Consider the following 26,677-nt stretch of genomic DNA (forward strand, 5'->3'; position numbering starts at 1 on the left):
GGGTGGCGGCGGGGTGGACGTAGGGCGCCGCCGCATCCTCCTCCGACGTGTCGAGGGACGGCCACGCGGTCCCGGCGGTCGCGCCGACGGACGGTGACACGGTCCCACCGTACGGGCCGAGTGCCGCGCCGCTCTCCACGTCGTACGTCCGCAGCCGTCCCGTCGGGTCCGCGGCCAGCAGCCCTCGCTCCGTGCCCGGCACCAGGGCCAGCGCGTTCACCGGGTGGTCCCGCCGGGCCCAGGCCGTGGACCACCAGTGCTGCTGAGCGAGCGGCCGCAGGTACTCGGTGAGGCCCGGGTCCGTGCCGGCCGCGGCGGCGTGCAGCAGGGCGGCCCGTTCGGCACTGTCGGTGTGATGTGCCGTCAGCTCCGGTGCGGCACGCCTCCACACCTCGCGGAGCCGCCCGGGCACGGGCACGCGCTCGTCGGCGAGGAGGGCGGTCAGCGCTGCCGCCGAGCCGTGCACCAGGAACCCGGGATCGGCCAACAGGCCGAGAACGGCGCCGCCTTGGCCGTAGGGGTCGTCGGTGTGCAGGGCCGCGTCGAGGACGCGCCGCAGCACCCTGTCAGGGGCCTGGGACCAGTCGGGGCGGCCGTCGGCCGTGCGCGGGACCGCGGCGACGAGCTCCTCGTACGAGACCTGCGCGTACGAGGTCTGCGCGCTGGCGGTGCCGGGGCTCCCGCCCAGGTCGACGACCTCCGCGTCGTGACCGGCCAGCAAGCCCGACGTCCCGACCTCGACGGCCGCCCGCACATGGGGAAGGGCCAGCAACGGCTCCAGCAGCTCGGCGACCAGGGTCTGCGGTGCCGCCGCCGGCAGGTCCGCGGGGCCCGCCCCGGCCCGGTGCAGATCGGGTACGAGGAGCAGCAGCGGTCGCTCGTCCGCGCCGACCCGGTCGAGCAGGCGGCCGGGGGAGAGGGGGCCGTAACCGAGCTGGCGCCCCGACTCCCAGGCGAAGCTCTCGGCGGTCAGCCCCTCGGACGGCACGGTGGCGTGGACGGTGAGCCCCGGACGGCCGACGGTCCCGGCCAGGAGCCAGGCGAGCAGTGCGCTCTTGCCGCTGCCCTCCGCGCCCCGCAGCAGGCACAGCCGGGGCCGGTCGCCGCCGGCGGCCCAGTCGAGCAACTGCCGCCCCGGAGCCTGCTTTTCGTCGTCCAGCGGCGGCCAGGCGGCGATGTCCGGCGTGACGGTACCGACGGTCATGATGTGCTGAATCCCCTCTACTGCGGCTGCTGGGCCGCTGCCTCACGCAGTTGCCGGATGCCCTCCGCGCGGGACTCGGCCGTCTCCCCGTAGGGGAAGTTGTGGGTCAGCCGCGCCTCGGGAAAGACCTGCCCGAGCCACAGCGAGCAGTAGTGACCCGGCATGAAGCAGGCCTCCAACTCGGTGTGGATCCGCAGCACTTGCTCGGGCTGCACACCCGCGGCCCGCAACCGGGCCCACAGCCGCTCCTCCGGGTGGACGCCGATGTCACCGGCCTGCGTGACGATCTGCTTCTCGCCCCGGTCGTTCACGATCTCGAAGGCGGTGAACCACTCCGCGCTCGAGGTGTCCCGGATGTCGTCGAGGACGAGGGGCCACCAGTGCTCCCGCCCCTCGAAGGCCCGCGGGTCGAGGGTCCGCAACCGCTGCTCCAGCTCCGCGTACGCGGCGGCGGCCTCCTGCGGCTCGTCGGTACCGAGGATCGCGGCGAGGGCCTGGTCGAGCGCGGCGAGCGAGCGAGCGAAGGCCTCCGGGGTCGCGTTCACGAACCGCGAGTCCTCGGTCCAGTCGAGGAGCACGGCGCGCACGACGCCCTCCTGGTCGGCACAGAGCTCGAACGCCCGGTCCGACCCGAACCGCGTCCACTCCCGGCACTCCTCCAGCACGACCGTGCGCCCGACGGACCGGGCGAACTCCTGGAGCGGAACGGGGTCGGTCACGGAGGTCGCGAAATACGGGCCGACGGTCAGCGGGAGAGTGATGTCCCCGATGCGCCGGATATCGCTGTCATTCATCGCCATTACCTCGCCTCGGGTTCGGCGACATACTCCAGGATGTCGTGCCAGCGGGAATTGCTCACGTCAAGGGCGGCCGGGTCGATTTCCCGCATCTGCTCGGTGAGGCGGGCGGCCGCACTCTCCGGGTCGATATCCTCGAGTTCCGACTCGAAGTCGTAGTTCGGGCGTTCCTTCTCCAGCAGGTAGAGAAAGTGGGCGAAGGAGGGGAGATCCTTGTTCAGCGGGTAGATCTCGGATTCGTCGCCCGGCAGGCAGTACACGACTCCGGAGGCCACGTCCAGGGCGATGTCGTCGTAGGGCACCATGCCCAGCAGCAGCCAGCCCTCGGCGCCTTCGGGCAGGTCCGTCCATCGTTCGCGGAGGTCGTCGTAGGCGTCCCCGAGCGTCCTGACCTGCTCCGGAGAGCCGTCCACGAGGTCGAACCAGGGATTCGGGCGGGCCGGGATGCCGACATTGCGCAGAAAGTCCGCACTCGGCCCGTGCCGGACGCCTGCCACCGCCGCCGCGGAAAAGGTGGTGAGCTCCTCCGGATCGAACTCGGATTCCAGGGTCTCCCGGTCGATGGGGGACGTCATCTCGTGACCTGCCTGCCTTGCGAATGATCGGAGTGCCCGATGCTAGCATGTGCCTATTTGTGCCGGTTCGCCTTGAGGCGGTCCAGATAATCCATCATTTCCGCGTTGCCCTGGGCTCTGGATTCCTTTGTGTTCCCGTAATCGATGCTGTGCGTGACGTCGACATGGGAAAGTCTTTCCTTCATCCACGCGCTGCAGTTCGGCGCGGAAGAACAGGGAGCCCTTTCCGTGTAGAGCTCGGTCATCCGGCCGCCGGCGCCGTCACGGAGGACCGGGAACCCGATCATGCGCTCGGAGTGCCGGAATCCCGAACTGCGGGCGACCATGATGAAGTCGCCGTCGTCCTTCTTCGCGCTGTCGAACCGGGCGGCCGCGTAGTTGTTGCTCTCGAACTTGTCCTGCCCGTTGACCTGCTTGTGGTTGCCGTAGCTCTTGTCCGAGTGCCGGGCGAGCTGTACGGCCTGGGACAGGGGCGTGCTCCCGAGCTCCACCTGCTCCGAGTTGCTGAGGGGACGCGGCCGCTGCTTGCCGTGCAGCTTGAGGTTCGGTTCTCCCGGCAGCGGCCGGCCCGCGTTGTCGCCGGTGAGATTGAGGCCGATGCGGTCCCGGTCCTCCTGGGTCAGCTTGTCGGTCCCGCCGTCCGTCCGCAGCCTCTTGAGCGTGCCGTCGTCGCTCATGAGGTACATCGGCGTCTTGCCGTCGTTGCCCTTCTGGAGCTGCTTCAAGGACAGGGCGGTCTCGTCGTCGTTGTCCTTGTGGCGCTTGGCCATCTTGCTGAGGCCGCTGGTCATGCTCTCGTCGAGGTGGGACGCGGAGCGCTTGACGCCCTTCCCGATCCCCTCCATGAGTTCGTCGACCATGGGGTCGAGGAGGTTGGTGAGCGCGTCCTTGCCCCGGGCGCGGCCGTGCGAGGACTTCGCGCGGTCCAGCTTGCTGCCGGCCCCGTCGCGGATCTTGCCGCCCGCGCTCTTGAGCCCGTTGCCCGCGCGGTCGTAGGACTCCAGGTCCATGCTGAACTGGCCGCCACCGCCGCCACCGCTGCTGGACCCGCCGTCCCCGCCCGCACCGGCCAGCTGCATCGAACCGCCCGGGCTCCCGCCCGCGCTGGCCAGTTGCATGCCCCCCGACTTGAGGCTGTCCACGCCCTCGTTCAGGCCCTCCCGGCCCGCCTTCGCGGTCTGGCCGAGGTCGACGCCGTTCTGCGTCCCCAGGGCGTTGCCGCCCAGTTGCAGGACCAGGTCGCCCGCCATCGCGCCGAGGGCCTGGAATATCGGGCCCGTCGCGACCTCGATGATCCGCGAGGCGATCTCCTCGCACACCTCCTGGAAGATGCGCTTCACGGCGAGCCGGGTGGCCTGCGTACCGGCGATGCCGCCCAGCGTCGACAGACCCAGGGTGACCGGGGCGGCCGCGATGGCGGCCGCGATCTCCGCGGCGAGGATGCCGAGTTGGGCGATCGCCGCGATCTTCGCGCCCTCGATCAGTACGGCGACCGCGTCCAGCGCGGTCGCCGCCACCCGGCCCGCCTCGGCGAGGTTGGTCAGATGCTTGCCCTTGACCAGGTCCCAGTGCTTCTCCAGCGCCTGGATCGCGAGGCCCTCGTTGCCGCCGATCAGATCGGTGATGGCCTGGTGCGCGTCAGCGGCGCCGTCGTCGATGTCGTCGGCGAACTCCCGCATGGCCTGGGCCATGTCGCGGTAGTCGTCCTCGTCGACGTTGGGCCAGCTGATGCCTATCAGGTCCAGGGCCGCATCCAGCTCGCTCGGCAGGACTACACCCACAAGGACCCCCGTTCGAAAGTTAGTTGGGGCAACGTAACTTTGATCGGATCACGGGGACAAGTTCACCCCGTGTCACATGACCTGTTCTGAGACTCAGTTGGCGCAGAGTTTTCCGAACGGAACCCGCAGGCACATAAATCCGTCGCGCTCCCCGCGGGCGGCCGGTTAGCCTCCGCCCGGACGGGACCGCGAGGGGAGCCGGGCATGGAGACGGGACGCGTACGGACCGACCGACTGGGCGTACTGCTGGACCAGTTCGACTGCACCAGGGAGCGGGCGCAGATACGGCTGGAGGGGCTCGGCGACGAGGAGTACCTCTGGGAGCCCGTGCCCGGCTGCTGGTCGATCCGGCGCCGCGGCGAGGCGGTCACCCCGAGGGCGTACGGCCCCGGCGAGTGGCTGCTGGACCAGGGCGCCCCCGACATCCCCTCGGGCGAGTACGCCGAGGTCGCCCGGCAGGCCGCCGACGGCATGAGCGTCGCCAAGATCGCCGAGGACTGGAGCGTGAGCGTCGAGCGGGTCGAGGAGGTCCTCGCCCACACCGGCCCGGTCGAACCCGACGTCACCCCGGTCACGACCATCGCCTGGCGGCTGGGTCACCTGCACTCCTGCTTCGCGGGCGAATACGAGTGGACCTTCGGCGAACGCCGCACCGACCCCAAGCAGTTGGTCGACTTCACCCCCTCCGCCGTCCTCGCCCTCGACCGCTTCTGGCCCCTGCTCGACCGCTGGCGCGAGGAGGTCGGCAAGGTGACGGAGGAACAACTCGACACGGTCGGCTTCTCCCAGTACCCGTACGGCTCCGCCCCCGACGAGCCGTACATCTCCGTGCTGTGGGGGTCCAACCTCGAACTCATCCACCACATGGCGGAGATCGCGCTGCTCCGGGACCTCTGGAGCGCTCGCTCCAACCGGCCGACGCTGTGACGTCCGAGAGCCGCTGACTGACGGCCGGTCCTGTACCGGCAGCCGCTGAGCAACGGCGGCCTTTGTACGGGCAGCCGCCGAGCGACGGCCAAGCCCGGTACCGGACCCCCTTCGCGGCCGGAAAGGCGAGGCCCCCGGGAACATCCCGTGAACGTCCTGTGGACGATCCGTCCACCGATCACCCGGTTGCGACCTCCCCGCGACGGCGGCGACCGACGTTTGGCAGTCTGTCGACCGTCCTCATCCATCGCATCGACAACGGGCGGTCATGAACCACAGCAGTCAGTCAGGGGCCCCGCAGTTCCCACCGCAGACCTCTGCCCCGTCGGAGGTCATGATCGAGGTCCCGAACAAGGGGCTGCGCAGGTACGCCAGGGTCGAGGCGGGGGAGTGCGCGGCCACCGTCCGGCAGAACGGCCCCGGCACGGAGAGCGAACCGCTCGCGTACGTCCATGTGCCCCGGGACGCCCCGAAGGGCGGGCGCCAGGCCCGTCCGCCGTTCACCGTGAGCGGCCCGAACGCCGAGCCCCTCTGCTCGGTTCGGTCCAGCGGCCCGGGCACCTACGAGGTGTACGGCGATGACGGTGCCCCGATCGGGTGGATCACCCGGCGCGGCGGCCGGATCCTGCCCTGGCCGCGTCGCGTGCGGTGGAGTGTGCGGCCCGTCGGCGGAGTCGCGTCTGTGGATGCAGTGGTCGGGACCCGCAAGGGGTGGACGGTGTTCTTGCTGATCTCCCCGCTGTACTTCGTGTGCTGGGCGGTCATGGCCGCGCAGGGCGCGGTCTGGCTGCTCCTCGGGGAGAAAGGCGAGGCCAAGAAGGAAGCCGCCTGGGAGATGGAGCCTCCGACGTGGACGCGATGGTGTGCGGCTGACGGACAGGACGTCGTCGTCGAGTACCACACCGGCCGCGTCTACCGGCTCGCCGCGTCGCGGCTGGACCGCCGGCTGGCCTACGCGCAGGCCGTGCTGCACGTGTGGGACCGGGCGTAAACATGTACAAGTCGCAAATTGGCGACAGCGAACATCCCCCGGTGTCCCGGGACTTGGTGCTCCGATAATCTGAGCGACGCTGACTGGATCACGACTACGGGGAGACACGGGGATGGCGGACTTCCAGATCGATGTCGATCGCATGAAGACCCTGATCAACAGGTTGGACCAGGTGGACGACCGCATGCGGGGCGCCCAGCAGCGGCTGAACAAGGTGGGTCCGAAGGGCCTCGGCACCGACGGTCTCGACAACGCCTGTGACGACTTCCAGGACGCCTGGGGCGACGGCATCAAGCGGATCGCCGACGCCTCCAAGACCCTGCACGAGGGCCTGCAGAAGACGGTCGAGATGTACCAGACGACCGACCAGGAACTCCAAAAGGGCTTCAGCCAGAAGTAGCCCCGGCCGCCACCGCGCCGACGACTCGCACACAAGCAACCGCAAGCAACGGGGAGAAGACGATGGGGATGTTCGACGATCCCAACTGGCCAGGTCTGACGTTCAATCCGGCCAAGGGCGACCTGCACACGATCGAGTCGCTGGCGTACGACGTCAAGACGGTCGGTGACGAGCTCGACGAGATGCGCGAGATGCTCGTGAGCATCGGCAAGACCGACGGTGTGTGGGACGGCGAGGCCGCCAAGAAGTTCCAGGAGAAGGTCGGCGAGCTGCCCAAGTACCTCCAGCAGGGCCACGAGTCGATGGCGGCCTGCTCCAGGGCGCTGCGCGGCTGGCACGACGAACTGCAGACCATGCAGCGCCAGGCCAAGAACCTGGAGGAGCGCGCCGTCGAGGCCCGCAAGCGGCTCGACCAGAAGAACGCCGACGTCGACCGGGTGAACGTCAAGATCGAGGGCGCCCAGTTCCAGCAGCTCACCGAGCAGCAGGCCAAGGCCCTGTCCGAGGAGGCCAACTCGGCCTCGGCGGCGGCCAAGGACGCCGCGACCGACCTCCAGCTCCTCCTCGACAACGCCGAGGCGCTGCGCAGGTACTGGGACGAGCAGGCGTCCAAGGCCGAGAAGGCGATTCGCGAGGCCGCGAACAACCGGCCGCCGGACATCAGCATCTGGGAGTCGATCGGGGACGGCCTGAAGGCCGCCTGGGACGGCTTCACGGACTTCCTCGCCGACCACGCGGACCTGTTCTCCAAGATCGGATCCGTGCTGTCCATCCTCTCCCTGGCGACCATGGCCATCCCGCCCGTGGGCGCGATCCTCGGTGGACTCGCCATCGGCGCCAGCGCCCTCGCGCTCGCCGGCTACGGGGTCAAGACGGCCCGGGGCGAGAAGGTCGGCGTGATGGACTGGGTCGGTGCCGGACTCGGTGTGCTGCCGGGCATCGGAGCGGTCAAGGGCATGACGGCGGCCGGCAAGGCGGCCAAGGCGGCGGCGACCGGCAACCGGCTGAAGGGCGTCTTCGCCAACGCCGACACGATGGCGACGTCGACCAACATCGCCAGGGGCATGGCCGACGGAGTCATGTACAAGGGCCTGGCGTGGGCCGGAAAACGAGCGGGCCTCAGCGACGCGGCGCTGGACGTCGGCAGTTGGACCATGCGCGGCACCGCGATGGGGGTCAAGGGCGTGGCCCTGGGCTACGGGCTCGTGTCGGACGCGCTGAGCACCAAGTCGGCCCCAGCGCCGTCCAGCAACGCGTTCATGTCGGCGGCGGGAGCGGCGTAACCGATGAACAGCATGCTTCCCGGTGACGGCTCGGCCGGTTCCGCGGCCGTCACCACCGAGCGCCTGACCTTCCGCGTACCGCCCGCCTTCTACGAACTCCCCGTCTACGAGAGCGAGGAGCAGGTCGGCCAGGCGCTGATGGAGCTGGCGCAGGACATCTATCCGCAGGGCACCCCCGAGCTCTGGTTCCAGTACGCGGCGACCCAACTGCCCGTGGTCGCCCAGATGATGGACGCCGGGGTCAGCTACGCCGGTTTCTGTCTGCTCGACCTCGACGGTCGGCCCAGCACGGCGACGGTGACGGCCGCCCTGCTGGAGTCCGTGCCGGACGGCCAGAAGATGACCGCGTCGAGCGTGGCCGCCGAGCTCGCGGGCCTCGGCGGGGACGAGGCCCAGGTCGAGACGGTGTGGCTCACGGCGGGCGAGGCGGCGGTCCGGTTCACCGCGGACGTCACGACGCTCCCGGCGGAGGTCACCGACTCCGGCCGCCCCGAGGACGTGGAGGTCGGGAAGATCGCCGTCTTCCTGCCGCTGCGCAGGGAGGCGGAGATGGCGCTGTTCGAGCTCAGCACTCCGTGCATGCAGGACTGGGACCTGTACTCCGACCTCTTCTTCAACATCGTGAACACCGTCGAGCTGAACGACGCCGACCGGCCGAGCCAGCCGGCTCCGCCTCCGCAGCAGCCGGAGAACCTTCCCCCCGGCCCCCCGACGGACACGGCGAGCGCAGCCGAGGCCCCCCTTCAGGCGAAGTCCGTGCGAGACGTGTTCGGATGAACAGCGCCGACGGCACCGTCCCCGCGGAGGCCCTCGACCTGTTGCAGGTCCGGGGTGCGCAGCTGGCGACGGTGCCGGGCCTGGCCGAGAAGGCGCGGACGATCGGTGCCGACCGGGGCATCGACTATCTCGCCGACGCGCAGGTCGCGGCGATGCTCCACCGTCACCGCCGACTGCTGGGCGCGATGAACGCACGCGGGGCGTGGGGCGGTCTGCTGCTCGTACCCGGAGCGGTCGGTGCGTGGTTCCTGATCGACACCACCGACCGGTCCGCCTCCGAACCGGCGGTCGACGCGATCCTCTGGACGCCGGTGGTGCTCCTCCTGGCGCTCAGCGTGTACCTGCTGGCCCGGGCGTTCCGGCTCCGCCGCGTCTGGCTGCGCGGTGGGACCCGCGACCAGGTCAACGGGTACCTTCAGGTCTTGTCGGCGGCGGGACTCCCGCATCACGGACTGCCTGGCTGGCTGAAGCCGGCCACTGGAAAGAGATGGCGATGACGACTGTTTTTGGCGTGCACGCGCAGGCCGACCAGGGCAACACGGCCCTCAACCTCCAGAGTGTCATCAAGGTGCGAGGCGGACACCCCGTCTACGTCGCACGAGGCTCCTCGAACGACGGCACACCCGACGGCCTCGCCACCGACTTCACCCTCTACGAGGACCAGGCGGGCCAGAAGCCGCTGTGCGCCGTGGCCCGACGGGGCCGGGACGACGCGCTGACCGTGACGGCACCCGACGGGGCCGTGCTCGCCCTGCTCCGCCCACCGGCCGGCGGACGCCGGTACGAGATGGAACTGCCCGACGGCACACGGCTGGTCGGACGAGCCGGCACCGTGGGCGCGTGGGCCGTGTACGTCGTCCTCTTCCCCCTGACGCTGCTCTACAGCGTGGCGAGCCTCATCGGCGGATACGGCATCGACTGGCACCTCCCGTCCCGCACCGCCTGGCGCGCGGGCGGCTTCGGCCCCGCGCCGCTGAAGTTCAACGGCATCACCGACAAGTACAGGCTCCGCTCCTCCCGGCTCGACCCCCGCGTGGCCTACGCCCAGGCGGTCCTGCACTTCTGGTCCACCTGACCGCACGACACGCGCACGGCGACGACGCCCGGGAGACGCGGAGTACCGGGGAACCAGACACTCCGGCACAGGAACAAAGAGAGGGACGGACCGCAGACGCGGTCCGTCCCTTCACACGAACAACCGGCTCAGCTCTCCGGCAGGTAACCCGTCTGGACGAGCTGCCCGCTCGACCGGCGGGAGATGAACTGGCCGCGGCCCGGAGGCATCGGCGCGGCCTTGATGTTGTTGAACACCGGGCCCTCCGAGGGGTCGCCGGACAGCACGATGCCCTGCGCGCCGAGTTCCTTGATCCGGGTGAGGACCGGCTCGAAGGAGGAGCGCGAGGCGCCGGACGTGGTGCGGGCCAGGATGATCCGCAGACCCAGGTCACGCGCGAACGGCAGGTACTCAAGGAGCACCGACATCGGGTTGCCCATCGACGTGGCGACGAGGTCGTAGTCGTCGATGAAGATGAACGCGTCGGGCTCGCTGTACCAGGAGCGGTTGCGGAGCTGGTCGGGAGTCACGTCCGGGCCCGGCATACGGCGGCTCATCGAGCCGGCCAGCGACTCCATGACCTCCTGGAGCTGCGGACCCGAGGCGCAGTACTTGTACATGTGGCTCTCGGGCACCTGGCCGAGCAGCGCGCGCCGGAAGTCCGAGACCACGAACAGCGCCTTGTCGGGGGCGTACCGCTCGGAGATCTGCTTGGCCATGAACCGCAGCAGCGAGGACTTGCCGGACTCGCTCTCGCCGTAGATGACGAACAGCGGGTCGGTCTCGAAGTCCACGAAGACCGGGGACAGGGTGAGCTCGTCGACGCCGACCGCGATGCCCCGGCTGCCGAAGTCGCCGCCGCCGGGCAGCTCGGAGGCGTGCAGCATGGTCGGCAGCATCCGCACCTTCGGGGCCGTCGGGCCCTGCCAGGCGCTGTTGACGCTCTGCACGAGGTTCGCCATGCCGTCGGCGAGGTCCTCCACCTGCGTCGACCCGTCGATCCGGGGAGTGGCGGCCAGGTAGTCCAGCTTCTCCGGGGACAGACCGCGGCCGGGCTTGCCCATCGGCACGTTCTCGGCCCGCTTGCGGTCGAACTCGGACTCCATGGCGTCACCGAGCCGCAGTTCGAGCCGGCTCAGGATCTGGTCGCGCAGCGCCGGCCGCATCTCGGTGTACCGGGTCGCGGTGATGATCAGGTGGACACCGAAGCCGAGACCACGGGTCGCGATGTCCGCGATGACCGGGTCGAGCATCTCGTAGTCGTTCTTGAACGTCCCCCAGCCGTCGATGATGAGGAAGACGTCGCCCCACTGCTGGTCGGGGTAGTGCCCCTGCGCCCGGCGGGAGCGGAAGGTGTGCATGGAGTCGATGCTCTTGGAGCGGAAGAACTCCTCACGGGCGTTGAGGATGCCGTGCACCTCCGCGACCGTACGGCGCACCTTCTCCTGGTCCAGACGCGAGGCGGCGCCGCCCACGTGGGCCAGGTTCTCCAGCGCGAGCATGCCGCCGCCGCCGAAGTCGAGGGCGTAGAACTGCACTTCGGCCGGTGTGTGCGTGAGCGCGAACGACGTGATCATCGTGCGCACGAGCGTCGACTTGCCGGACTGCGGACCACCCACGATCAGCGCGTGACCCGCGGAACCCGACAGGTCCGCGTACATGACGTCACGGCGCTGCTCGAAGGGCTTGTCGACCAGGCCGACCGGGACGATCAGCTTGCTCTGGGCGTGGTAGCCCTCGGCGTGCAGACCGCGCTCCGGGCTGACGCCGAGGGCCGGCAGCACCTGGTCGAGGCTGAACGGCTCGTCCAGCGGCGGCAGCCACACCTGGTGGGCGGGCGGACCCTGACCGTCCAGACGGCTGACGATGACGTCGAGGACGGTGTCGGCGAGCGCGTCGTCGATCTGGTTGCCCCGGGTCTCGGGCTCCGGCTCGGCGAGGATGCGCACCGGCACCGGCGCCGCGGTGAACAGCACGGGGGAGCGGTCGATCCGCCCGCCGCCCTGGACCATCGGCCCGTTCGGGCGGTAGGTGCCCGACACGTACGCGGCCTTGAACTGCACCATCGTCTCGGTGTCGTACTTGAGGATGCCCGCGCCGGGGACGTTCGGCAGGTGGTAGGCGTCGGGCACGCCGATCGCCGTACGGGACTCGGCCGCCGAGAAGGTGCGCAGACCGATGCGGTACGACAGGAAGGTGTCGAGGCCGCGCAGCTTGCCCTCCTCCAGGCGCTGCGAGGCGAGCAGCATGTGCACACCCAGCGAACGGCCGATGCGGCCGATCTGGATGAACATCTCGATGAAGTCCGGCTTGGCGGCGAGGAGTTCGCTGAACTCGTCGATGATCAGGACGAGCGAGGGCAGCGGGTCGAGGGCGGCACCGGCGGCGCGGGCCTTCTCGTAGTCGGTGATGTTGGCGTAGTTGCCGGCCGTCCGCAGCAGCTCCTGGCGGCGGGTCAGCTCACCGGTGATGGAGTCGCGCATGCGGTCGACGAGGGTGAGCTCGTCGGCCAGGTTGGTGATGACCGCGGAGACGTGCGGCATGGAGCCCATGCCGGTGAAGGTCGCACCGCCCTTGAAGTCCGCGAGGACGAAGTTGAGGGTCTCGGAGGAGTGCGTGACCGCGAGGCCCAGTACCAGCGTGCGCAGCAGCTCCGACTTTCCGGAACCGGTGGCGCCGACGCACAGGCCGTGCGGGCCCATGCCCTCCTGCGAGGCCTCCTTGATGTCCAGCATGACCGGCTCGCCGTTTTCGCCGAGACCGATCGGCACCCGCAGCCGCTCGTGCAGCGTGCGCGGCCGCCAGGTGCGCGAGACGTCCACGCTCGCCGCGTCACCGATCTGCATGAGGTCGGTGAAGTCCAGGTTCGCCAGCAGCGGTTCGTCCGCGTCGGCGGCACCGAGGCGCAGCGGGGCGAGCTGCCGGGCCAGCGACTCGGCCTGGGCCTGCGACAGCACGTCGGGGACACCGGTGAAGACACCCGTGCCCGCCTCCAGCTCCATGGCCTCGGGCCACACCCGCACCGACAACGAGCCCCGCGCCTCGTCGAGTTCACCGGGCACCACCTCGATGATGGTCACGCCCTGGAGGCCCTCCGCCGAGGCGAGCACCGAGTCCGCGGGCACCCCGCCGCCGTCGAGGACGACGACCACGTGCGGCTGGTCGAGCACCGGCGAGCCGTCCCGGCTCCAGCGCGGGCGGCCCTCCAGCTGGTGGGCGATCATCTCCTCCAGCTCGCCCAGGTCGTAGCAGAGCAGACGCCGGCTGCCGGCACCGTCGGACTCCTTGTGCTGCATGTGCGGCAGCCACTTGGTCCACTCCCAGTCCACCGCCGCGCCCGGCGAGGCCACGACCGCGATCACCACGTCCTCGGGCGAGTGCAGCGAGGCCAACTGGCCCACCACAGACCGGGTCTGGCCGTAGACCGTCTCGGCGTCGCCGGAGATCGTCACGTGGTAGAAGGAGCGCAGCCCGATCGCCAGGGGGAGTTCACCGAGCGTGCCGTAGCTCGCGATGAACTGCTGCATCGCGTGGGCGGTCAGCGGCTCCAGCTCGTCCACCGGCGCGGTGTCGGGGGCGACCAGCGGGGTGGCGAGCTGCTGCGGGCCGAGGCCGATGCGCACCTGCGCGAAGTCCGGGTCCGTGGAACGGCGTTCCCACAGCCGCGAGCCCTCGGCGACCAGCGCCCAGAGCTGCTCCGGCGCCGGGTGCAGGTAGTACTGGGCGTCCCGCTGCTTGTGCACCGTGCGCCGCACCTCACGACGCTTCTGCGCCAGGTACTTGAGGTAGTCGCGGCGGGCCTCGGCCATCTGACCGGACGGCCCCTTGCGGGCCCGCACTATCTGGGCCACCAGCATGGCGACCGTGGACGCCATCATCAGCATGCCCATGATCTTCATGAAGCCCTGGGCGCCGGGCATGAAGAAGAACGCCGCCGACGAACCCATGCCCAGCATGGGCAGCAGGTTCATCAGCAGGCTGTCGTCCTCGGTACGAGGGAGTTCGGGAGGGGACTCGAGCTTGACCTCCTCACTCGGCACCTCCGGCGGGTAAACCCGCGGCGGGCGCTTGACGATGACAACGCTCACCGATCCACCAGTCCTTCACGCGATAGCAATGTCGAACCGCCCCCGTCGTGACGGCCCCCGTATGTTCGTCGACTTCATGGGGCTTGGCCAACTCATGAGTCGGGCGTTGATCCTACTGTTCTGCGGGGCCGTTGAGCCGGGAGGGGATGAGGAGATGCCGCAAGGGGACGGTAGGGTGACGCTCCAAACGATGCGCGGAGCGGGTTTCGCCCTGGCAAACCGCGACGAATCACCGAGTACTGGACTAGGGGGAACCGTCAGGTGAGTACGGTTTCAGCAACCGGATTCTGCCGGGTCACGGTGGCGGCACCGAACAGCCGGATCGATGTGGCACTCCCCGAGGACGTGCCGCTCTCTGACGTCTACCCGGAGATCCTTCGGCTGTCGGGACAGACTCCCGAAGAGGCCGCGCCCACCGGGTACAACCTCGTACGCAGGGACGGCTCCGTCCTCGACGACGGCCGCTCGCTCGCCGAACAGCAGATACGCGATGGCGAATTGCTGCTCCTGCGGCCGTTCGCGGACTCCCTGCCGCCCGCCGTCTTCGACGACGTCGTCGACGCCGTGGCCGCTGCCGTCGAGGCCGACCGGCGGAGCTGGAACGACGGCATGATGCGCGTCGTCGGCCTGACCGCGGGCGCACTGCTGCTGACCATGATGGCGCTGGCGCTCTGGTTCTCCGAGCCGCTGCGCCACGACATGCACGGCCTGCCCGGCGTCATCGCCGGCGTCACCGGAGCCGTCCTCGTCGCACTCGCCTCGGTACGCGCGCGCGTGTACGACGACCACCACGCGGCCGTCGCCCTCGGACTCGCCTCGCTCCCGCACCTGATGGTCGGCGGCTCCGGCATCATGGGCCTCGACGCGGGCGAGGGCCCCGGCCGGCTGAACCTCCTCATCGGGTTCGCCGTCGTACTCGTCGCCGCCGTCCTGCTCGTCCTGATGCTGCCGCAGAGCGACGCGCCGTTCATCGCCGCCGCGTTCGGCGCCGGCATCGGTGTCCTCGCCACCTTCGCCGCGATCGTCTCCGAGGCCGAGCCGCGCGAGGCCGCCGCCGTCACCGCCGTCGTCATGATCGCCGTCATCGGCTTCCTGCCGGGCTGGTCCGCCCGCTTCTCCCGGCTGCCCATCGGCTTCCGCTCGCCCGACCAGATCGCCAAGCGCGGCCGCGCCGAGGACCAGCAGGAGCAGGAGCCGGTCGACTACCAGCTCATCACCGACCAGGCCCGCCGTGGCCACGAGCTGCTGCTCGGCCTCGTCGGCGGCTGCGCGGTCGCCGGTGTCGCCTCCGCCGGTGTGGTGCTCGGCTTCTCCAGCAGCGGCTGGGCCCAGCTCCTGTCGCTGGCGGCCGGCCTCGCCATGCTGATGCGGGCCCGTCTGTTCCTGTACACGTCCCAGGTCGTGACCCTGATGCTGTCGGGCATCGTCACGGTCAGCCTGCTGGTCCTGGGCCTCGCCCTGAACCCGCCGGCCGACATCATCAAGGAGCTCGTCTACGACCACAACAGCGCCCCGCTCGACATCCGCACCGTGTGGCTGTCGGCCGCGGTGGCCCTGGGCGCCACGCTGCTGGTGGCCATCGCGCTGATCGTGCCGCGCAAGGGCGTCACCCCGTTCTGGGGCCGGATGCTCGACCTGAGCGAGGGCGCGGTGCTCCTCTCCCTGGTCCCGCTCTGCCTCGCCGTCCTCGACCTGTACGCGGCGGCCCGCGGCATGACCAGCTGAGCCCACTCCGCACGTCGACAGCGGCTGTCACCCGCACGGGTGGCAGCCGCCTCGTCGTTCGTACGACGTCGGCGTGGGCCGGGGCACCACCGCCGGGCTGATACTCTGGCTGATGGCCGTTTGTGTACGCACCCCCGGAGCTGATCGCCCTGGAGGCCGCGCCCAGCGGATCCCCGCCTCCCGAGTAACGGAAGCTCCCCTGAGAAGTGGACCAGGGGCACTCGGTGGCTACCCAAGAGACTACGAGGAGTACGCGTGTCGCTCGACGCCGCTACGAAGAAGCAGATCATCACCGAGTTCGGTACCAAGGAGGGCGACACCGGCTCCCCCGAGGTCCAGGTCGCGATGCTCTCGCGCCGTATCTCGGACCTGACCGAGCACCTCAAGACCCACAAGCACGACCACCACTCCCGTCGTGGTCTGCTGATCCTGGTCGGTCAGCGCCGTCGCCTTCTCCAGTACCTGGCGAAGAAGGACATCCAGCGCTTCCGTACGCTGGTCGACCGCCTCGGCATCCGCCGCGGTGCGGCGGGCGCCAAGTAGGACGCCGTGAGGGGAGCGGTTCCCGAAACGATCGGGGACCGCTCCCTTTGCCGTACGTGCTCACCGTACGTACGGAAACGTGCGCGGTGTCACACCCACTTTGTAGTGTGGTAGCACAGCGCAGTAGCAAGCAGTACCACGAGGAGAAGTGCGCCTCGCCGCCGCCGGTCCTCGGTAGTGGCCCCCGGGCCTTGCGAACCCGGGTGCTTCGATCGAAGACCGGCCCGCACCAGATGGAGCGCTTCTCCGCGCACGTCCCCCCGCCACACGGGCGGATCGGGACAAAAGACGATACGCAGACGAAAAGTAACGGAGAGCACCTAGTGGAGAACGAGACCCACTACGCCGAGGCCGTCATCGACAACGGCTCCTTCGGCACCCGCACCATCCGCTTCGAGACGGGCCGCCTCGCCAAGCAGGCCGCCGGCTCCGCCGTGGCGTACCTGGACGACGACACCATGGTGCTGTCGGCCACCACAGCTTCCAAGAACCCCAAGGACCAGCTCGACTTCTTCCCCCTGACGGTGGACGTCGAGGAGCGGATGTACGCCGCCGGCAAGATCCCCGGCAGCTTCTTCCGCCGTGAGGGCCGCCCCTCCGAGGACGCCATCCTCACCTGCCGCCTCATCGACCGCCCGCTGCGCCCCTCCTTCAAGAAGGGCCTGCGCAACGAGATCCAGGTCGTCGCCACCATCATGGCGCTCAACCCCGACCACCTGTACGACGTCGTGGCGATCAACGCCGCCTCCGCGTCCACCCAGCTGGCCGGCCTGCCCTTCTCCGGCCCGATCGGCGGCGTCCGCGTCGCGCTGATCAACGGCCAGTGGGTCGCCTTCCCGACGCACTCCGAGCTCGAGGACGCCGTCTTCGACATGGTCGTCGCGGGCCGCACCCTGGAGGACGGCGACGTCGCGATCATGATGGTCGAGGCCGAGGCCACCGAGAAGACCATCCAGCTCGTCAAGGGCGGCGCCGAGGCCCCGACCGAGGAGGTCGTCGCCGCCGGTCTCGAGGCCGCGAAGCCCTTCATCAAGGTCCTCTGCAAGGCCCAGGCCGACCTCGCCGCCAAGGCCGCCAAGCCCACCGGCGAGTTCCCGATCTTCCTCGACTACCAGGACGACGTCCTGGAGGCGCTCTCCGCCGCCGTCCGCCCGGAGCTCGCCTCCGCGCTGACCATCGCCGGCAAGCAGGAGCGCGAGGCCGAGCTGGACCGCGTCAAGGCGCTCGCCGCCGAGAAGCTCCTCCCGGAGTTCGAGGGCCGCGAGAAGGAGATCTCCGCCGCGTACCGCTCCCTGACCAAGCAGCTCGTCCGCGAGCGCGTGATCAAGGAGAAGAAGCGCATCGACGGCCGTGGCGTCACGGACATCCGTACGCTCGCCGCCGAGGTCGAGGCCATCCCGCGCGTGCACGGCTCCGCGGTGTTCGAGCGTGGCGAGACCCAGATCCTGGGCGTCACCACCCTCAACATGCTCCGCATGGAGCAGCAGCTCGACACCCTCTCCCCGGTGACGCGCAAGCGCTACATGCACAACTACAACTTCCCGCCGTACTCCACCGGCGAGACCGGCCGCGTCGGCTCCCCGAAGCGCCGCGAGATCGGCCACGGCGCCCTCGCCGAGCGCGCCCTCGTCCCGGTCCTGCCGACCCGCGAGGAGTTCCCCTACGCGATCCGCCAGGTCTCCGAGGCGCTGAGCTCCAACGGCTCGACGTCCATGGGCTCGGTCTGCGCCTCCACCATGTCCCTGCTGAACGCCGGTGTGCCGCTGAAGGCCCCCGTCGCCGGTATCGCCATGGGCCTGATCTCCCAGGACATCGACGGCGAGACGCACTACGTCACCCTCACCGACATCCTCGGTGCGGAGGACGCCTTCGGCGACATGGACTTCAAGGTCGCCGGCACCAAGGAGTTCGTGACCGCCCTCCAGCTCGACACCAAGCTGGACGGCATCCCCGCCTCCGTCCTGGCCGCCGCCCTCAAGCAGGCCCGCGACGCCCGCCTCCACATCCTCGACGTGATGATGGAAGCGATCGACACGCCGGACGAGATGTCCCCGAACGCCCCGCGGATCATCACCGTCAAGATCCCCGTGGACAAGATCGGCGAGGTCATCGGCCCCAAGGGCAAGATGATCAACCAGATCCAGGAGGACACCGGCGCCGAGATCACGATCGAGGACGACGGCACCATCTACATCGGTGCCGCCGACGGCCCGGCCGCCGAGGCCGCCCGCACCACGATCAACTCGATCGCCAACCCGACCATGCCGGAGGTCGGCGAGCGCTACCTGGGCACGGTCGTCAAGACGACCACCTTCGGCGCGTTCGTCTCGCTGCTCCCCGGCAAGGACGGCCTGCTGCACATCTCGCAGATCCGCAAGCTGGCCGGCGGCAAGCGCGTCGAGAACGTCGAGGACGTGCTCGGCGTGGGCGCCAAGGTCCAGGTCGAGATCGCCGAGATCGACTCCCGCGGCAAGCTCTCCCTGATCCCCGTGATCGAGGGCGAGGAAGGCTCCTCCGACGAGAAGAAGGACGACGCCGACCAGTGACGTCCCGTGGCTCCAAGGCGACGGCCCGCACCTCCTCGGAGGCGCGGGCCGTCGCCCGTACCCAAACCCTCATCAAGGGTGAGAACGGCATCGGCACCGTCCGCAAGACCACCCTCCCCGGTGGCCTGCGCATCGTCACCGAGACCCTCCCCTCGGTCCGCTCCGCGACCTTCGGCATCTGGGCGCACGTCGGCTCCCGCGACGAGACCCCCTCGCTGAACGGCGCCACGCACTACCTGGAGCACCTCCTCTTCAAGGGCACCGCCAGGCGCAGCGCCCTGGACATCTCCTCCGCGCTCGACGCGGTCGGCGGCGAGATGAACGCGTTCACGGCGAAGGAGTACACGTGCTACTACGCGCGCGTGCTCGACGCCGACCTGCCGCTCGCCATCGACGTGGTGTGCGACATGCTCACGGGCTCCCTCATCCGCGAAGAGGACGTCAACGTCGAGCGCGGCGCGATCCTCGAGGAGATCGCGATGACCGAGGACGACCCGGGCGACTGCGTGCACGACCTGTTCGCGCACACCATGTTCGGCGACAACCCCCTCGGCCGCCCCGTCCTCGGCACGGTCGACACCGTCAACGCCCTCACCGCCGACCGCATCCGCCGCTTCTACAAGAAGCACTACGACCCGACGCACCTCGTGGTCGCGGCCGCGGGCAACGTCGACCACGACAAGGTCGTACGACAGGTCCGCGCCGCCTTCGAGAAGGCCGGCGCCCTCACGAACCCCGACGCCACGCCCATCGCCCCGCGCGACGGGAGGCGCGCCCTGCGCACCGCGGGCCGCGTCGAGCTGCTCGGCCGCAGGACCGAGCAGGCCCACGTCGTCCTCGGCATGCCCGGCCTCGCCCGCACGGACGACCGCCGCTGGGCGCTCGGCGTGCTGAACACCGCGCTCGGCGGTGGCATGTCGTCGCGTCTGTTCCAGGAGGTCAGGGAGAAGCGCGGACTGGCGTACAGCGTCTACTCGTACACCTCCGGCTTCGCCGACTGCGGCCTGTTCGGGGTGTACGCCGGCTGCCGGCCCTCGCAGGTCCACGACGTGCTGAAGATCTGCCGCGACGAGCTCGACCAGGTCGCCGAACACGGCCTCTCGGACGACGAGATCGCCCGTGCCGTCGGCCAGCTCCGGGGCTCCACGGTCCTCGGCCTGGAGGACACCGGCGCGCTGATGAACCGCATCGGCAAGAGCGAGCTGTGCTGGGGCGAGCAGATGTCCGTCGACGACATGCTGCGCCGCATAGCTTCAGTCACCCCGGACGACGTCCGCGAGGTCGCCCGCGAGATCCTGGGACGGCGCCCGTCGCTGTCGGTCATCGGCCCGCTGAAGGACAAGCAGGCGGCCCGACTGCACGAAGCGGTCGCGTAAGCCCTCCCCTTAAGGAAGCAGGAAGATGAGCAAGCTGCGCGTGGCGGTCCTCGGTGCCGGGGGCCGGATCGGTTCCGAGGCGGTCAAGGCCGTCGAGGCCGCCGAGGACATGGAGCTGGTGGCCGCTCTCGGCCGGGGCGACAAGCTGGAGACCCTCGCCGAGACGGGCGCCCAGGTCGCCGTCGAACTGACCACGCCCGCCTCGGTGATGGACAACCTCGAGTACTGCGTCGGCCACGGCATCCACGCCGTCGTCGGTACGACGGGCTGGACCGACGAGCGCCTCGCGCAGCTGGAGGGCTGGCTCGCCGAGTCCCCGGAGACGGGCGTGCTCATCGCGCCCAACTTCTCCATCGGGGCCGTCCTGAACATGAGGTTCGCGCAGATCGCGGCACCATACTTCGAGTCGGTGGAGGTCATCGAGCTCCACCACCCGAAGAAGGTGGACGCTCCCTCCGGCACCGCCTCGCGCACGGCCCAGCTCATCGCGGCGGCCCGCGCGGAGGCGGGCACGGCTCCGGCTCCGGACGCCACCGAGACGGCCCTGGACGGCGCGCGGGGCGCGGACGTCGACGGCGTCCCGGTCCACTCGGTCCGCCTGCGCGGTCTCCTCGCCCACCAGGAGGTCCTGCTCGGCGGCGAGGGCGAGACCCTGACGATCCGCCACGACTCGCTGCACCACAGCAGCTTCATGCCCGGCATCCTGCTCGGCGCCCGCCGCGTGGTCACGACCCCGGGCCTGACCTTCGGCCTGGAGAACTTCCTGGACCTGGGCTGATGCGCGCCAAGCTGTCGTACCTCCTCACGGCCGCCGTCCTGGTCTTCTACTTCGTCCTGGTCGGCAGCCGCGGTGTCATGCTGATCCAGTCCGGCACCCTCGTCACCGTGACGTTCGGCGTCGCGGTGCTGGTCCTGCCGGTGATCGGCCTGTGGTTCCTGTGGAAGAACACCCAGTTCGTCCGCCGGGCCAACGCCCTCGCCGCCGAGCTCGACGCCGAGGGCGGCCTGCCCGTCGACGAGCTCAAGCGCACGCCCTCCGGCCGGATCGACCGCGACTCCGCCGACGAGGTCTTCGCCCGGCGCAAGGCCGAGACCGAGACGGCCCCCGACGACTGGCGCAGCTGGTTCCGGCTCGCCGTGGCCTACCACGACGCCCGCGACACCCCGCGTGCCCGCAAGGCCATGCAGCGCGCGATCGCGCTGCACGACGGCAGGCCCGTCCAGCAGCTCTGAGGTCCCGGCACGCCGAAGGGGGCCGGCCCCAACACGGACCGGCCCCCTTCCTCGTCTGTCCCTGCGGGATCAGCCCCGCGCGTGCTCCGCCGCCCAGGCCTCCACCGCGTCCGCGGCCCGGTCGAACGCCTGGCCGCGCGCGAGGAAGTCCGCGTTGTGCGTGGTCAGCAGCGGCGGCAGATCCTCCGGCGCCCGGCCCTGCCGTACGAGGGTCAGGGCCTGGCCCTGTACCGTGCGCGGCAGTCCGAGCCAGCGCACCGGCTGCTGTGCCGTCCGCACGGCGACGACCTGCTCCCAGGGCACCGTACGGGTGAGCAGGAAGCCCACCCGGCGCACCCCGCGGGCGCTCACCCACACCCCCATGCGCAGCAGCCGCAGCGCGCCGACGATGACCAGCACCGCGACGCCGAGCACCACCGCGGCCTCGGACGGCGAGTCGGTCAGCGCGATGATCACCGCGGCGAACAGCACGTACGAGGCGAGCAGCAGCAGAACCGCCGCCACACCCACCCGCCACGGACCGGGCCGGTAGGGGCGCCGCCAGTGGTCACGGTCGTCGAACGGCAGCGCGACGTCGTCCGTCGCCTCGAATGCGCGGTCGGCCGTCAGGAAGGGCAGGGGCACGGCGGTTCCTCACTCGGTCCATGCGTGGTCTGTGCCGGTGAGGCTATCCGCCGCGGTCCCCCGGGAGCCACCTTCGGGGGCCAATGGGGGTGGCTCCCACGCCATTCGGGGAGCGGGGGAAGGTCAGCGCCCCTCGGACGCCTGCGACTGCTGTGTCTGCGAGGGCGCCTGATCCTGCGACAGCGCCGGCATCCCGAGGACCAGGGATCCCACGAGTCCGGCGACGATGGTGAGCCCGGTCAGCCAGCGCCCGGCCATCTCACCGACGGACGCCCGCTCACGGGGCGGAGGAGTGACATTGCTGCGGAACCTGTCGGCTTCGGCGACAAAGGCGAACGGAACGGGTTCGCGCCGACGCAACAGCATGGGGGTACTTCTCCCTTCAGGGATCGAGCCGGGGATCGAGTCCGGCATCGAACGAATCGCTGTCGTCTGTACAGACGAGCGGTTGCCGCAAAAGGTGCCCGGTTTCGCCGACTTAACTCGGTCACGACACTGAAAGTCCCGTTTGGCGGCACGTAGAGTGGCGTCGCCACCGAACGAGCTGGGAAGGACCCCCCGAACCGTGACCCCCACCCCCGACGACGATTTCAAGATCGAACTGCGCGACGACGTCACCGTCGAACTGGTCAAGCACAGCGCGGCCGACTCCGACGTGCTGTTCGCCGCCAGGGTGTCGACCGTCGGAGAGCAGTCCCTGGACGAGCTGAACAAGGACCCGGAGCGCTCCAAGGGCCTGATCAACTACCTCATGCGGGACCGGCACGGCAGCCCCTTCGAGCACAACTCGATGACCTTCTTCATCAGCGCCCCGATCCTCGTCTTCCGCGAGTTCATGCGGCACCGCGTGGGCTGGTCGTACAACGAGGAGTCCGGCCGCTACCGGGAGCTCCAGCCCGTCTTCTACGTCCCCGGCGCCGACCGCAAGCTCGTCCAGCAGGGCCGCCCCGGCAAGTACGTCTTCGTCGAGGGCACCCCGGAGCAGCACGAGTCCGTCGCGCGCGCCATGGAGGAGTCGTACCGCCAGGCGTACCGGTCCTACCAGGAGATGCTCGCGCAGGGCGTCGCCCGCGAAGTCGCCCGTTCGGTCCTGCCCGTCGGCCTGTTCTCCTCGATGTACGCCACCTGCAACGCCCGCTCGCTGATGCACTTCCTCGGCCTGCGCACCCAGCACGAACAGGCGAAGGTGCCGTCCTTCCCGCAGCGGGAGATCGAGATGGTCGGCGAGAAGATGGAGGCGGAGTGGGCGAAGCTCATGCCGCTCACCTACGCCGCCTTCAACGCGAACGGCCGCGTGGCGCCGTAACGGGCGCCTGTGTCCGCGCCGGGCACAGATGTGCGGGTCCACCGTGCGAAGTGTCCGTATTGCGGCATTTAGAGAAGTTCATCTAGCCTGATCAAACGGACCCGGCACTGCTTGAACCCCCGAGCAGGCAGTGCCGGGCTCCGCATTTGTCCGGACTTTTCGCGCCCCCCTGGAGCAGACCGCGCCCTGCGCAACGAGTAGCGTGTTACCCATGGCTCCGACCTCCACTCCGCAGACCCCCTTCGGGCGGGTCCTCACCGCCATGGTCACGCCCTTCACGGCGGACGGCGCGCTCGACCTCGACGGCGCACAGCGGCTCGCCACCCACCTGGTGGACGCAGGCAACGACGGCCTGATCGTCAACGGCACCACCGGCGAGTCCCCCACCACCAGCGACGCGGAGAAATCGGACCTGGTACGAGCCGTACTGGAGGCGGTCGGCGACCGTGCCCACGTCGTCGCGGGCGTCGGCACCAACGACACCCACCACAGCATCGAGCTGGCCCGGTCCGCCGAGAAGGCCGGCGCACACGGCCTCCTGATCGTGACGCCGTACTACAACAAGCCCCCGCAGGAGGGCCTGTACCGGCACTTCAAGGCCGTCGCCGACGCCGCCGAGCTGCCCGTCATGCTCTACGACATCCCCGGCCGCAGCGGCGTCCCGATCAGCACCGAGACGCTGGTCCGGCTCGCCGAGCACCCGCGGATCGTCGCCAACAAGGACGCCAAGGGCGACCTCGGCCGCGCGAGCTGGGCCATCGCCCGCTCCGGCCTCGCCTGGTACTCCGGCGACGACATGCTGAACCTTCCGCTGCTCTCCGTGGGCGCGGTCGGCTTCGTCTCGGTCGTCGGCCATGTGGTCACCCCGGACCTGCGCGCCCTGGTCGAGGCGTTCATCTCGGGTGACGTACAGAAGGCCACCGAGATCCACCAGAAGCTGCTCCCCGTCTACACGGGCATGTTCCGCACCCAGGGCGTGATGACGACCAAGGCGGCGCTCACCCTCCAGGGACTCCCCGCCGGGCCCCTGCGCGCCCCCATGGTCGAGCTCTCACCCGAAGAGACCGCGCAGCTCAAGATCGATCTTGCCGCCGGCGGGGTACAGCTCTAACACCAGACTTGGCGCGCCGGACGCGCAACCGGACTCAACAACTGAATACGCAGGCCACCGGTGCCTGCACACCACAACGACAACTGCTACACGCACGAACGTCACGCACGCCACGTGCCCCACCGGTACGTGGCGTGCGTGGTGAGGAGAGTCTTTTGAGTCATCCGCATCCTGAACTGGCCCCGCCCCCGCCGCTTCCCGAAGGCGGCCTGCGGGTCACCCCACTCGGCGGTCTCGGCGAGATCGGCCGAAACATGACGGTCTTCGAGTACGGCGGCCGCCTGCTCATCGTCGACTGCGGCGTGCTCTTCCCGGAGGAGGAGCAGCCCGGCATCGACCTGATCCTGCCGGACTTCTCGTCCGTGAGGGACCGCCTCGACGACATCGAGGGCATCGTCCTCACGCACGGCCACGAGGACCACATCGGCGGCGTCCCCTTCCTCCTGCGCGAGAAGCCGGACATCCCGCTGATCGGCTCCAAGCTGACCCTCGCGCTGATCGAGGCCAAGCTCCAGGAGCACCGGATCCGTCCGTACACCCTCGAGGTGGCGGAGGGACACCGCGAGCGCATCGGCCCCTTCGACTGCGAGTTCGTCGCGGTGAACCACTCCATCCCGGACGCCCTGGCCGTCGCCATCCGCACCCCCGCGGGCATGGTGGTCCACACCGGCGACTTCAAGATGGACCAGCTCCCGCTGGACGGCCGCCTCACGGACCTGCATGCCTTCGCGCGCCTGAGCGAGGAGGGCATCGACCTTCTTCTTTCGGACTCGACGAACGCCGAGGTCCCGGGCTTCGTCCCGCCGGAGAAGGACATCTCGAACGTCCTGCGGCAGGTCTTCGCGGGTGCCCGCAAGCGGATCATCGTGGCGAGCTTCGCCAGCCACATCCACCGCATCCAGCAGATCCTGGACGCGGCCCACGAGTACGGTCGCCGGGTCGCCTTCGTCGGCCGCTCGATGGTCCGCAACATGGGCATCGCCCGCGACCTCGGCTATCTGAAGGTGCCCCCGGGCCTGGTGGTCGACGTCAAGACGCTCGACGACCTCCCGGACCACGAGGTGGTCCTGGTCTGCACGGGCTCGCAGGGCGAACCGATGGCCGCCCTGTCCCGCATGGCCAACCGCGACCACCAGATCCGGATCGTCCAGGGCGACACCGTGATCCTGGCGTCCTCCCTGATCCCCGGGAACGAGAACGCGGTCTACCGCGTGATCAACGGCCTGACCCGCTGGGGCGCCAATGTCGTCCACAAGGGCAACGCCAAGGTGCACGTCTCGGGCCACGCGTCCGCGGGCGAGCTCCTGTACTTCTACAACATCTGCCGCCCGAAGAACCTGATGCCGGTCCACGGCGAATGGCGCCACCTGCGCGCCAACGCCGAGCTCGGCGCCCTGACCGGCGTCCCGCACGACCGCATCGTCATCGCCGAGGACGGCGTGGTCGTCGACCTCGTCGAGGGCAAGGCGAAGATCTCGGGCAAGGTCCAGGCGGGATACGTCTACGTCGACGGCCTCTCGGTCGGCGATGTCGGCGAGCCGGCCCTCAAGGACCGCAAGATCCTCGGCGACGAGGGCATCATCTCGGTCTTCCTGGTCGTCGACTCGTCCACCGGCAAGATCACGGGCGGCCCGCACATCCAGGCGCGCGGCTCCGGCATCGAGGACTCGGCCTTCGCCGACGTGATCCCGAGGATCACCGAGGTCCTGGAGCGCTCCGCGCAGGACGGTGTGGTCGAACCGCACCAGCTCCAGCAACTGGTGCGACGGACCCTCGGCAAGTGGGTCTCCGACACGTATCGCCGCAGGCCGATGATCCTCCCTGTGGTGGTGGAGGTCTGACGGACCGTCGGACAGCCGTCCGAGTGAACCTGGAGCGGGGCGCCTCGATTTGCATCGAGGCGCCCCGCTCCAGTACGTTTACGGCTCCGCCCGAGGGGGAACCCGGCAGCTTCGTGCTCCGGAAGCAAGCCTCCTCTGGCCGGGAATCAGGCCCGAAAGGATCTGATAGAGTCGGAACCGCCGGAAAGGGAAACGCGGAAGCGGGAACCTGGAAAGCACCGAGGAAATCGGAACCGGAAACGGTCTGATAGAGTCGGAAACGCAAGACCGAAGGGAAAAGCCCGGAGGAAAGCCCGAGAGGGTGAGTACAAAGGAAGCGTCCGTTCCTTGAGAACTCAACAGCGTGCCAAAAATCAACGCCAGATATGTTGATACCCCGTTCCCGGCCATCACTGCTCGGGGCGAGGTTCCTTTGAAGAAAACACAGCGAGGACGCTGAGAACTACCGCCTTATTCCGGTGGTGGTTCCGCTCTCGTGATGTGTGCACCGGATAT

At 69.7% G+C, this 26,677-nt stretch carries 22 protein-coding genes and 1 pseudogene; 16 read left to right on the plus strand and 7 right to left on the minus strand.

All coding sequences use genetic code 11. From position 1 onward, the window contains the following. The 4 genes and pseudogenes from AOJ26_RS25175 to AOJ26_RS41300 form a co-directional block, all read right to left on the minus strand. A pseudogene (locus tag AOJ26_RS25175) lies at window positions 1-1,204 on the minus strand (hypothetical protein); the annotation flags it as partial. 17 nt (window positions 1,205-1,221) lie between these two features. Continuing rightward, complete coding sequence (locus AOJ26_RS25180; protein ID WP_159044387.1) at window positions 1,222-1,998, minus strand: nucleic acid/nucleotide deaminase domain-containing protein; 777 nt, start codon at window positions 1,996-1,998, stop codon at window positions 1,222-1,224. Window positions 1,999-2,003: 5 nt separating this feature from the next. Beyond that, complete coding sequence (locus AOJ26_RS25185; protein ID WP_053850629.1) at window positions 2,004-2,576, minus strand: SUKH-4 family immunity protein; 573 nt, start codon at window positions 2,574-2,576, stop codon at window positions 2,004-2,006. A gap of 53 nt (window positions 2,577-2,629) precedes the next feature. Further along, window positions 2,630-4,357 carry a nucleic acid/nucleotide deaminase domain-containing protein gene (locus AOJ26_RS41300; RefSeq protein ID WP_063790315.1) on the minus strand — a complete coding sequence of 576 codons (1,728 nt, stop codon included), beginning with the start codon at window positions 4,355-4,357 and terminating at the stop codon, window positions 2,630-2,632. A gap of 204 nt (window positions 4,358-4,561) precedes the next feature. On the opposite strand from AOJ26_RS41300, the gene AOJ26_RS25195 reads away from it, so the two are divergent. From AOJ26_RS25195 to AOJ26_RS25225, 7 genes are all read left to right on the plus strand, one after another. After that, entirely contained in the window at window positions 4,562-5,284 is a 723-nt protein-coding gene (locus AOJ26_RS25195) for a hypothetical protein (protein WP_053850630.1), read from the plus strand. A 334-nt stretch (window positions 5,285-5,618) separates the two neighbouring features. Next, window positions 5,619-6,275, plus strand: coding sequence for a hypothetical protein (locus AOJ26_RS25200; protein ID WP_234358662.1), 657 nt, complete (start codon window positions 5,619-5,621; stop codon window positions 6,273-6,275). A 112-nt stretch (window positions 6,276-6,387) separates the two neighbouring features. Beyond that, window positions 6,388-6,675, plus strand: coding sequence for a type VII secretion target (locus tag AOJ26_RS25205; protein ID WP_007385088.1), 288 nt, complete (start codon window positions 6,388-6,390; stop codon window positions 6,673-6,675). A 62-nt stretch (window positions 6,676-6,737) separates the two neighbouring features. Beyond that, a complete protein-coding gene (locus AOJ26_RS25210; protein ID WP_053850632.1) occupies window positions 6,738-7,958 on the plus strand; it encodes a putative T7SS-secreted protein in 1,221 nt (406 codons plus the stop codon). A gap of 3 nt (window positions 7,959-7,961) precedes the next feature. Further along, complete coding sequence (locus tag AOJ26_RS25215) at window positions 7,962-8,735, plus strand: hypothetical protein (protein ID WP_053850633.1); 774 nt, start codon at window positions 7,962-7,964, stop codon at window positions 8,733-8,735. Beyond that, window positions 8,732-9,232 (plus strand): hypothetical protein, encoded by a 501-nt coding sequence (locus tag AOJ26_RS25220; RefSeq protein ID WP_053850634.1) that lies wholly within the window; start codon window positions 8,732-8,734, stop codon window positions 9,230-9,232. The genes AOJ26_RS25215 and AOJ26_RS25220 overlap by 4 nt, the downstream gene beginning before the upstream one ends. Further along, window positions 9,229-9,810, plus strand: a complete 582-nt coding sequence (locus AOJ26_RS25225) for a hypothetical protein (RefSeq protein ID WP_234358663.1) — start codon at window positions 9,229-9,231, stop codon at window positions 9,808-9,810. The genes AOJ26_RS25220 and AOJ26_RS25225 overlap by 4 nt, the downstream gene beginning before the upstream one ends. A 128-nt stretch (window positions 9,811-9,938) precedes the next feature. Here the strand turns inward: AOJ26_RS25225 and eccCa are convergent, their stop codons facing one another. Then, window positions 9,939-13,877: a type VII secretion protein EccCa gene (eccCa, locus tag AOJ26_RS25230; RefSeq protein ID WP_053850636.1), complete on the minus strand. Its 3,939-nt coding sequence runs from the start codon at window positions 13,875-13,877 to the stop codon at window positions 9,939-9,941. 261 nt (window positions 13,878-14,138) lie between these two features. Here eccCa and eccD point away from each other — a divergent pair, with 261 nt between their 5' ends. From eccD to AOJ26_RS25260, 6 genes are all read left to right on the plus strand, one after another. Further along, window positions 14,139-15,602 (plus strand): type VII secretion integral membrane protein EccD, encoded by a 1,464-nt coding sequence (gene eccD / locus AOJ26_RS25235; protein WP_234358664.1) that lies wholly within the window; start codon window positions 14,139-14,141, stop codon window positions 15,600-15,602. Window positions 15,603-15,857: 255 nt separating this feature from the next. Further along, the gene (gene rpsO / locus AOJ26_RS25240; RefSeq protein WP_020138875.1) at window positions 15,858-16,145 is read left to right on the plus strand and encodes a 30S ribosomal protein S15; all 288 of its coding nucleotides are present in this window, start codon (window positions 15,858-15,860) and stop codon (window positions 16,143-16,145) included. Between the two features lie 323 nt (window positions 16,146-16,468). Then, entirely contained in the window at window positions 16,469-18,691 is a 2,223-nt protein-coding gene (locus tag AOJ26_RS25245) for a polyribonucleotide nucleotidyltransferase (protein WP_053850638.1), read from the plus strand. Then, on the plus strand, window positions 18,688-20,067 hold the full coding sequence (locus AOJ26_RS25250) for a M16 family metallopeptidase (protein WP_053850639.1): 1,380 nt from the start codon (window positions 18,688-18,690) through the stop codon (window positions 20,065-20,067). The genes AOJ26_RS25245 and AOJ26_RS25250 overlap by 4 nt, the downstream gene beginning before the upstream one ends. 25 nt (window positions 20,068-20,092) lie before the next feature. Beyond that, on the plus strand, window positions 20,093-20,845 hold the full coding sequence (gene dapB, locus AOJ26_RS25255) for a 4-hydroxy-tetrahydrodipicolinate reductase (RefSeq protein ID WP_053850640.1): 753 nt from the start codon (window positions 20,093-20,095) through the stop codon (window positions 20,843-20,845). Then, window positions 20,845-21,300 (plus strand): tetratricopeptide repeat protein, encoded by a 456-nt coding sequence (locus AOJ26_RS25260; RefSeq protein WP_053850641.1) that lies wholly within the window; start codon window positions 20,845-20,847, stop codon window positions 21,298-21,300. Before dapB ends, AOJ26_RS25260 begins: the two co-directional genes overlap by 1 nt. A gap of 69 nt (window positions 21,301-21,369) precedes the next feature. Here AOJ26_RS25260 and AOJ26_RS25265 read toward each other — a convergent pair whose 3' ends face one another. Together AOJ26_RS25265 and AOJ26_RS25270 are read right to left on the minus strand one after the other, a co-directional pair. Beyond that, entirely contained in the window at window positions 21,370-21,924 is a 555-nt protein-coding gene (locus AOJ26_RS25265) for a hypothetical protein (protein ID WP_053850642.1), read from the minus strand. Window positions 21,925-22,047: 123 nt separating this feature from the next. After that, complete coding sequence (locus AOJ26_RS25270) at window positions 22,048-22,287, minus strand: hypothetical protein (RefSeq protein WP_053850646.1); 240 nt, start codon at window positions 22,285-22,287, stop codon at window positions 22,048-22,050. 202 nt (window positions 22,288-22,489) lie between these two features. Between AOJ26_RS25270 and thyX the strand changes: the two genes are divergently transcribed. The 3 genes from thyX to AOJ26_RS25285 all read left to right on the plus strand — a co-directional run bounded on the left by thyX (window position 22,490) and on the right by AOJ26_RS25285 (window position 26,182). Beyond that, the gene (thyX, locus tag AOJ26_RS25275) at window positions 22,490-23,230 is read left to right on the plus strand and encodes an FAD-dependent thymidylate synthase (RefSeq protein WP_053850643.1); all 741 of its coding nucleotides are present in this window, start codon (window positions 22,490-22,492) and stop codon (window positions 23,228-23,230) included. A gap of 211 nt (window positions 23,231-23,441) precedes the next feature. Then, window positions 23,442-24,341 (plus strand): 4-hydroxy-tetrahydrodipicolinate synthase, encoded by a 900-nt coding sequence (gene dapA / locus AOJ26_RS25280; RefSeq protein ID WP_053850644.1) that lies wholly within the window; start codon window positions 23,442-23,444, stop codon window positions 24,339-24,341. Window positions 24,342-24,496: 155 nt separating this feature from the next. Then, window positions 24,497-26,182 carry a ribonuclease J gene (locus tag AOJ26_RS25285; protein WP_053850645.1) on the plus strand — a complete coding sequence of 562 codons (1,686 nt, stop codon included), beginning with the start codon at window positions 24,497-24,499 and terminating at the stop codon, window positions 26,180-26,182. Window positions 26,183-26,677: the final 495 nt, after the last annotated feature.

It is taken from the genome of Streptomyces sp. NRRL B-24085 (assembly GCF_001282115.1).
Classification (GTDB): Bacteria; Actinomycetota; Actinomycetes; order Streptomycetales; family Streptomycetaceae; genus Streptomyces.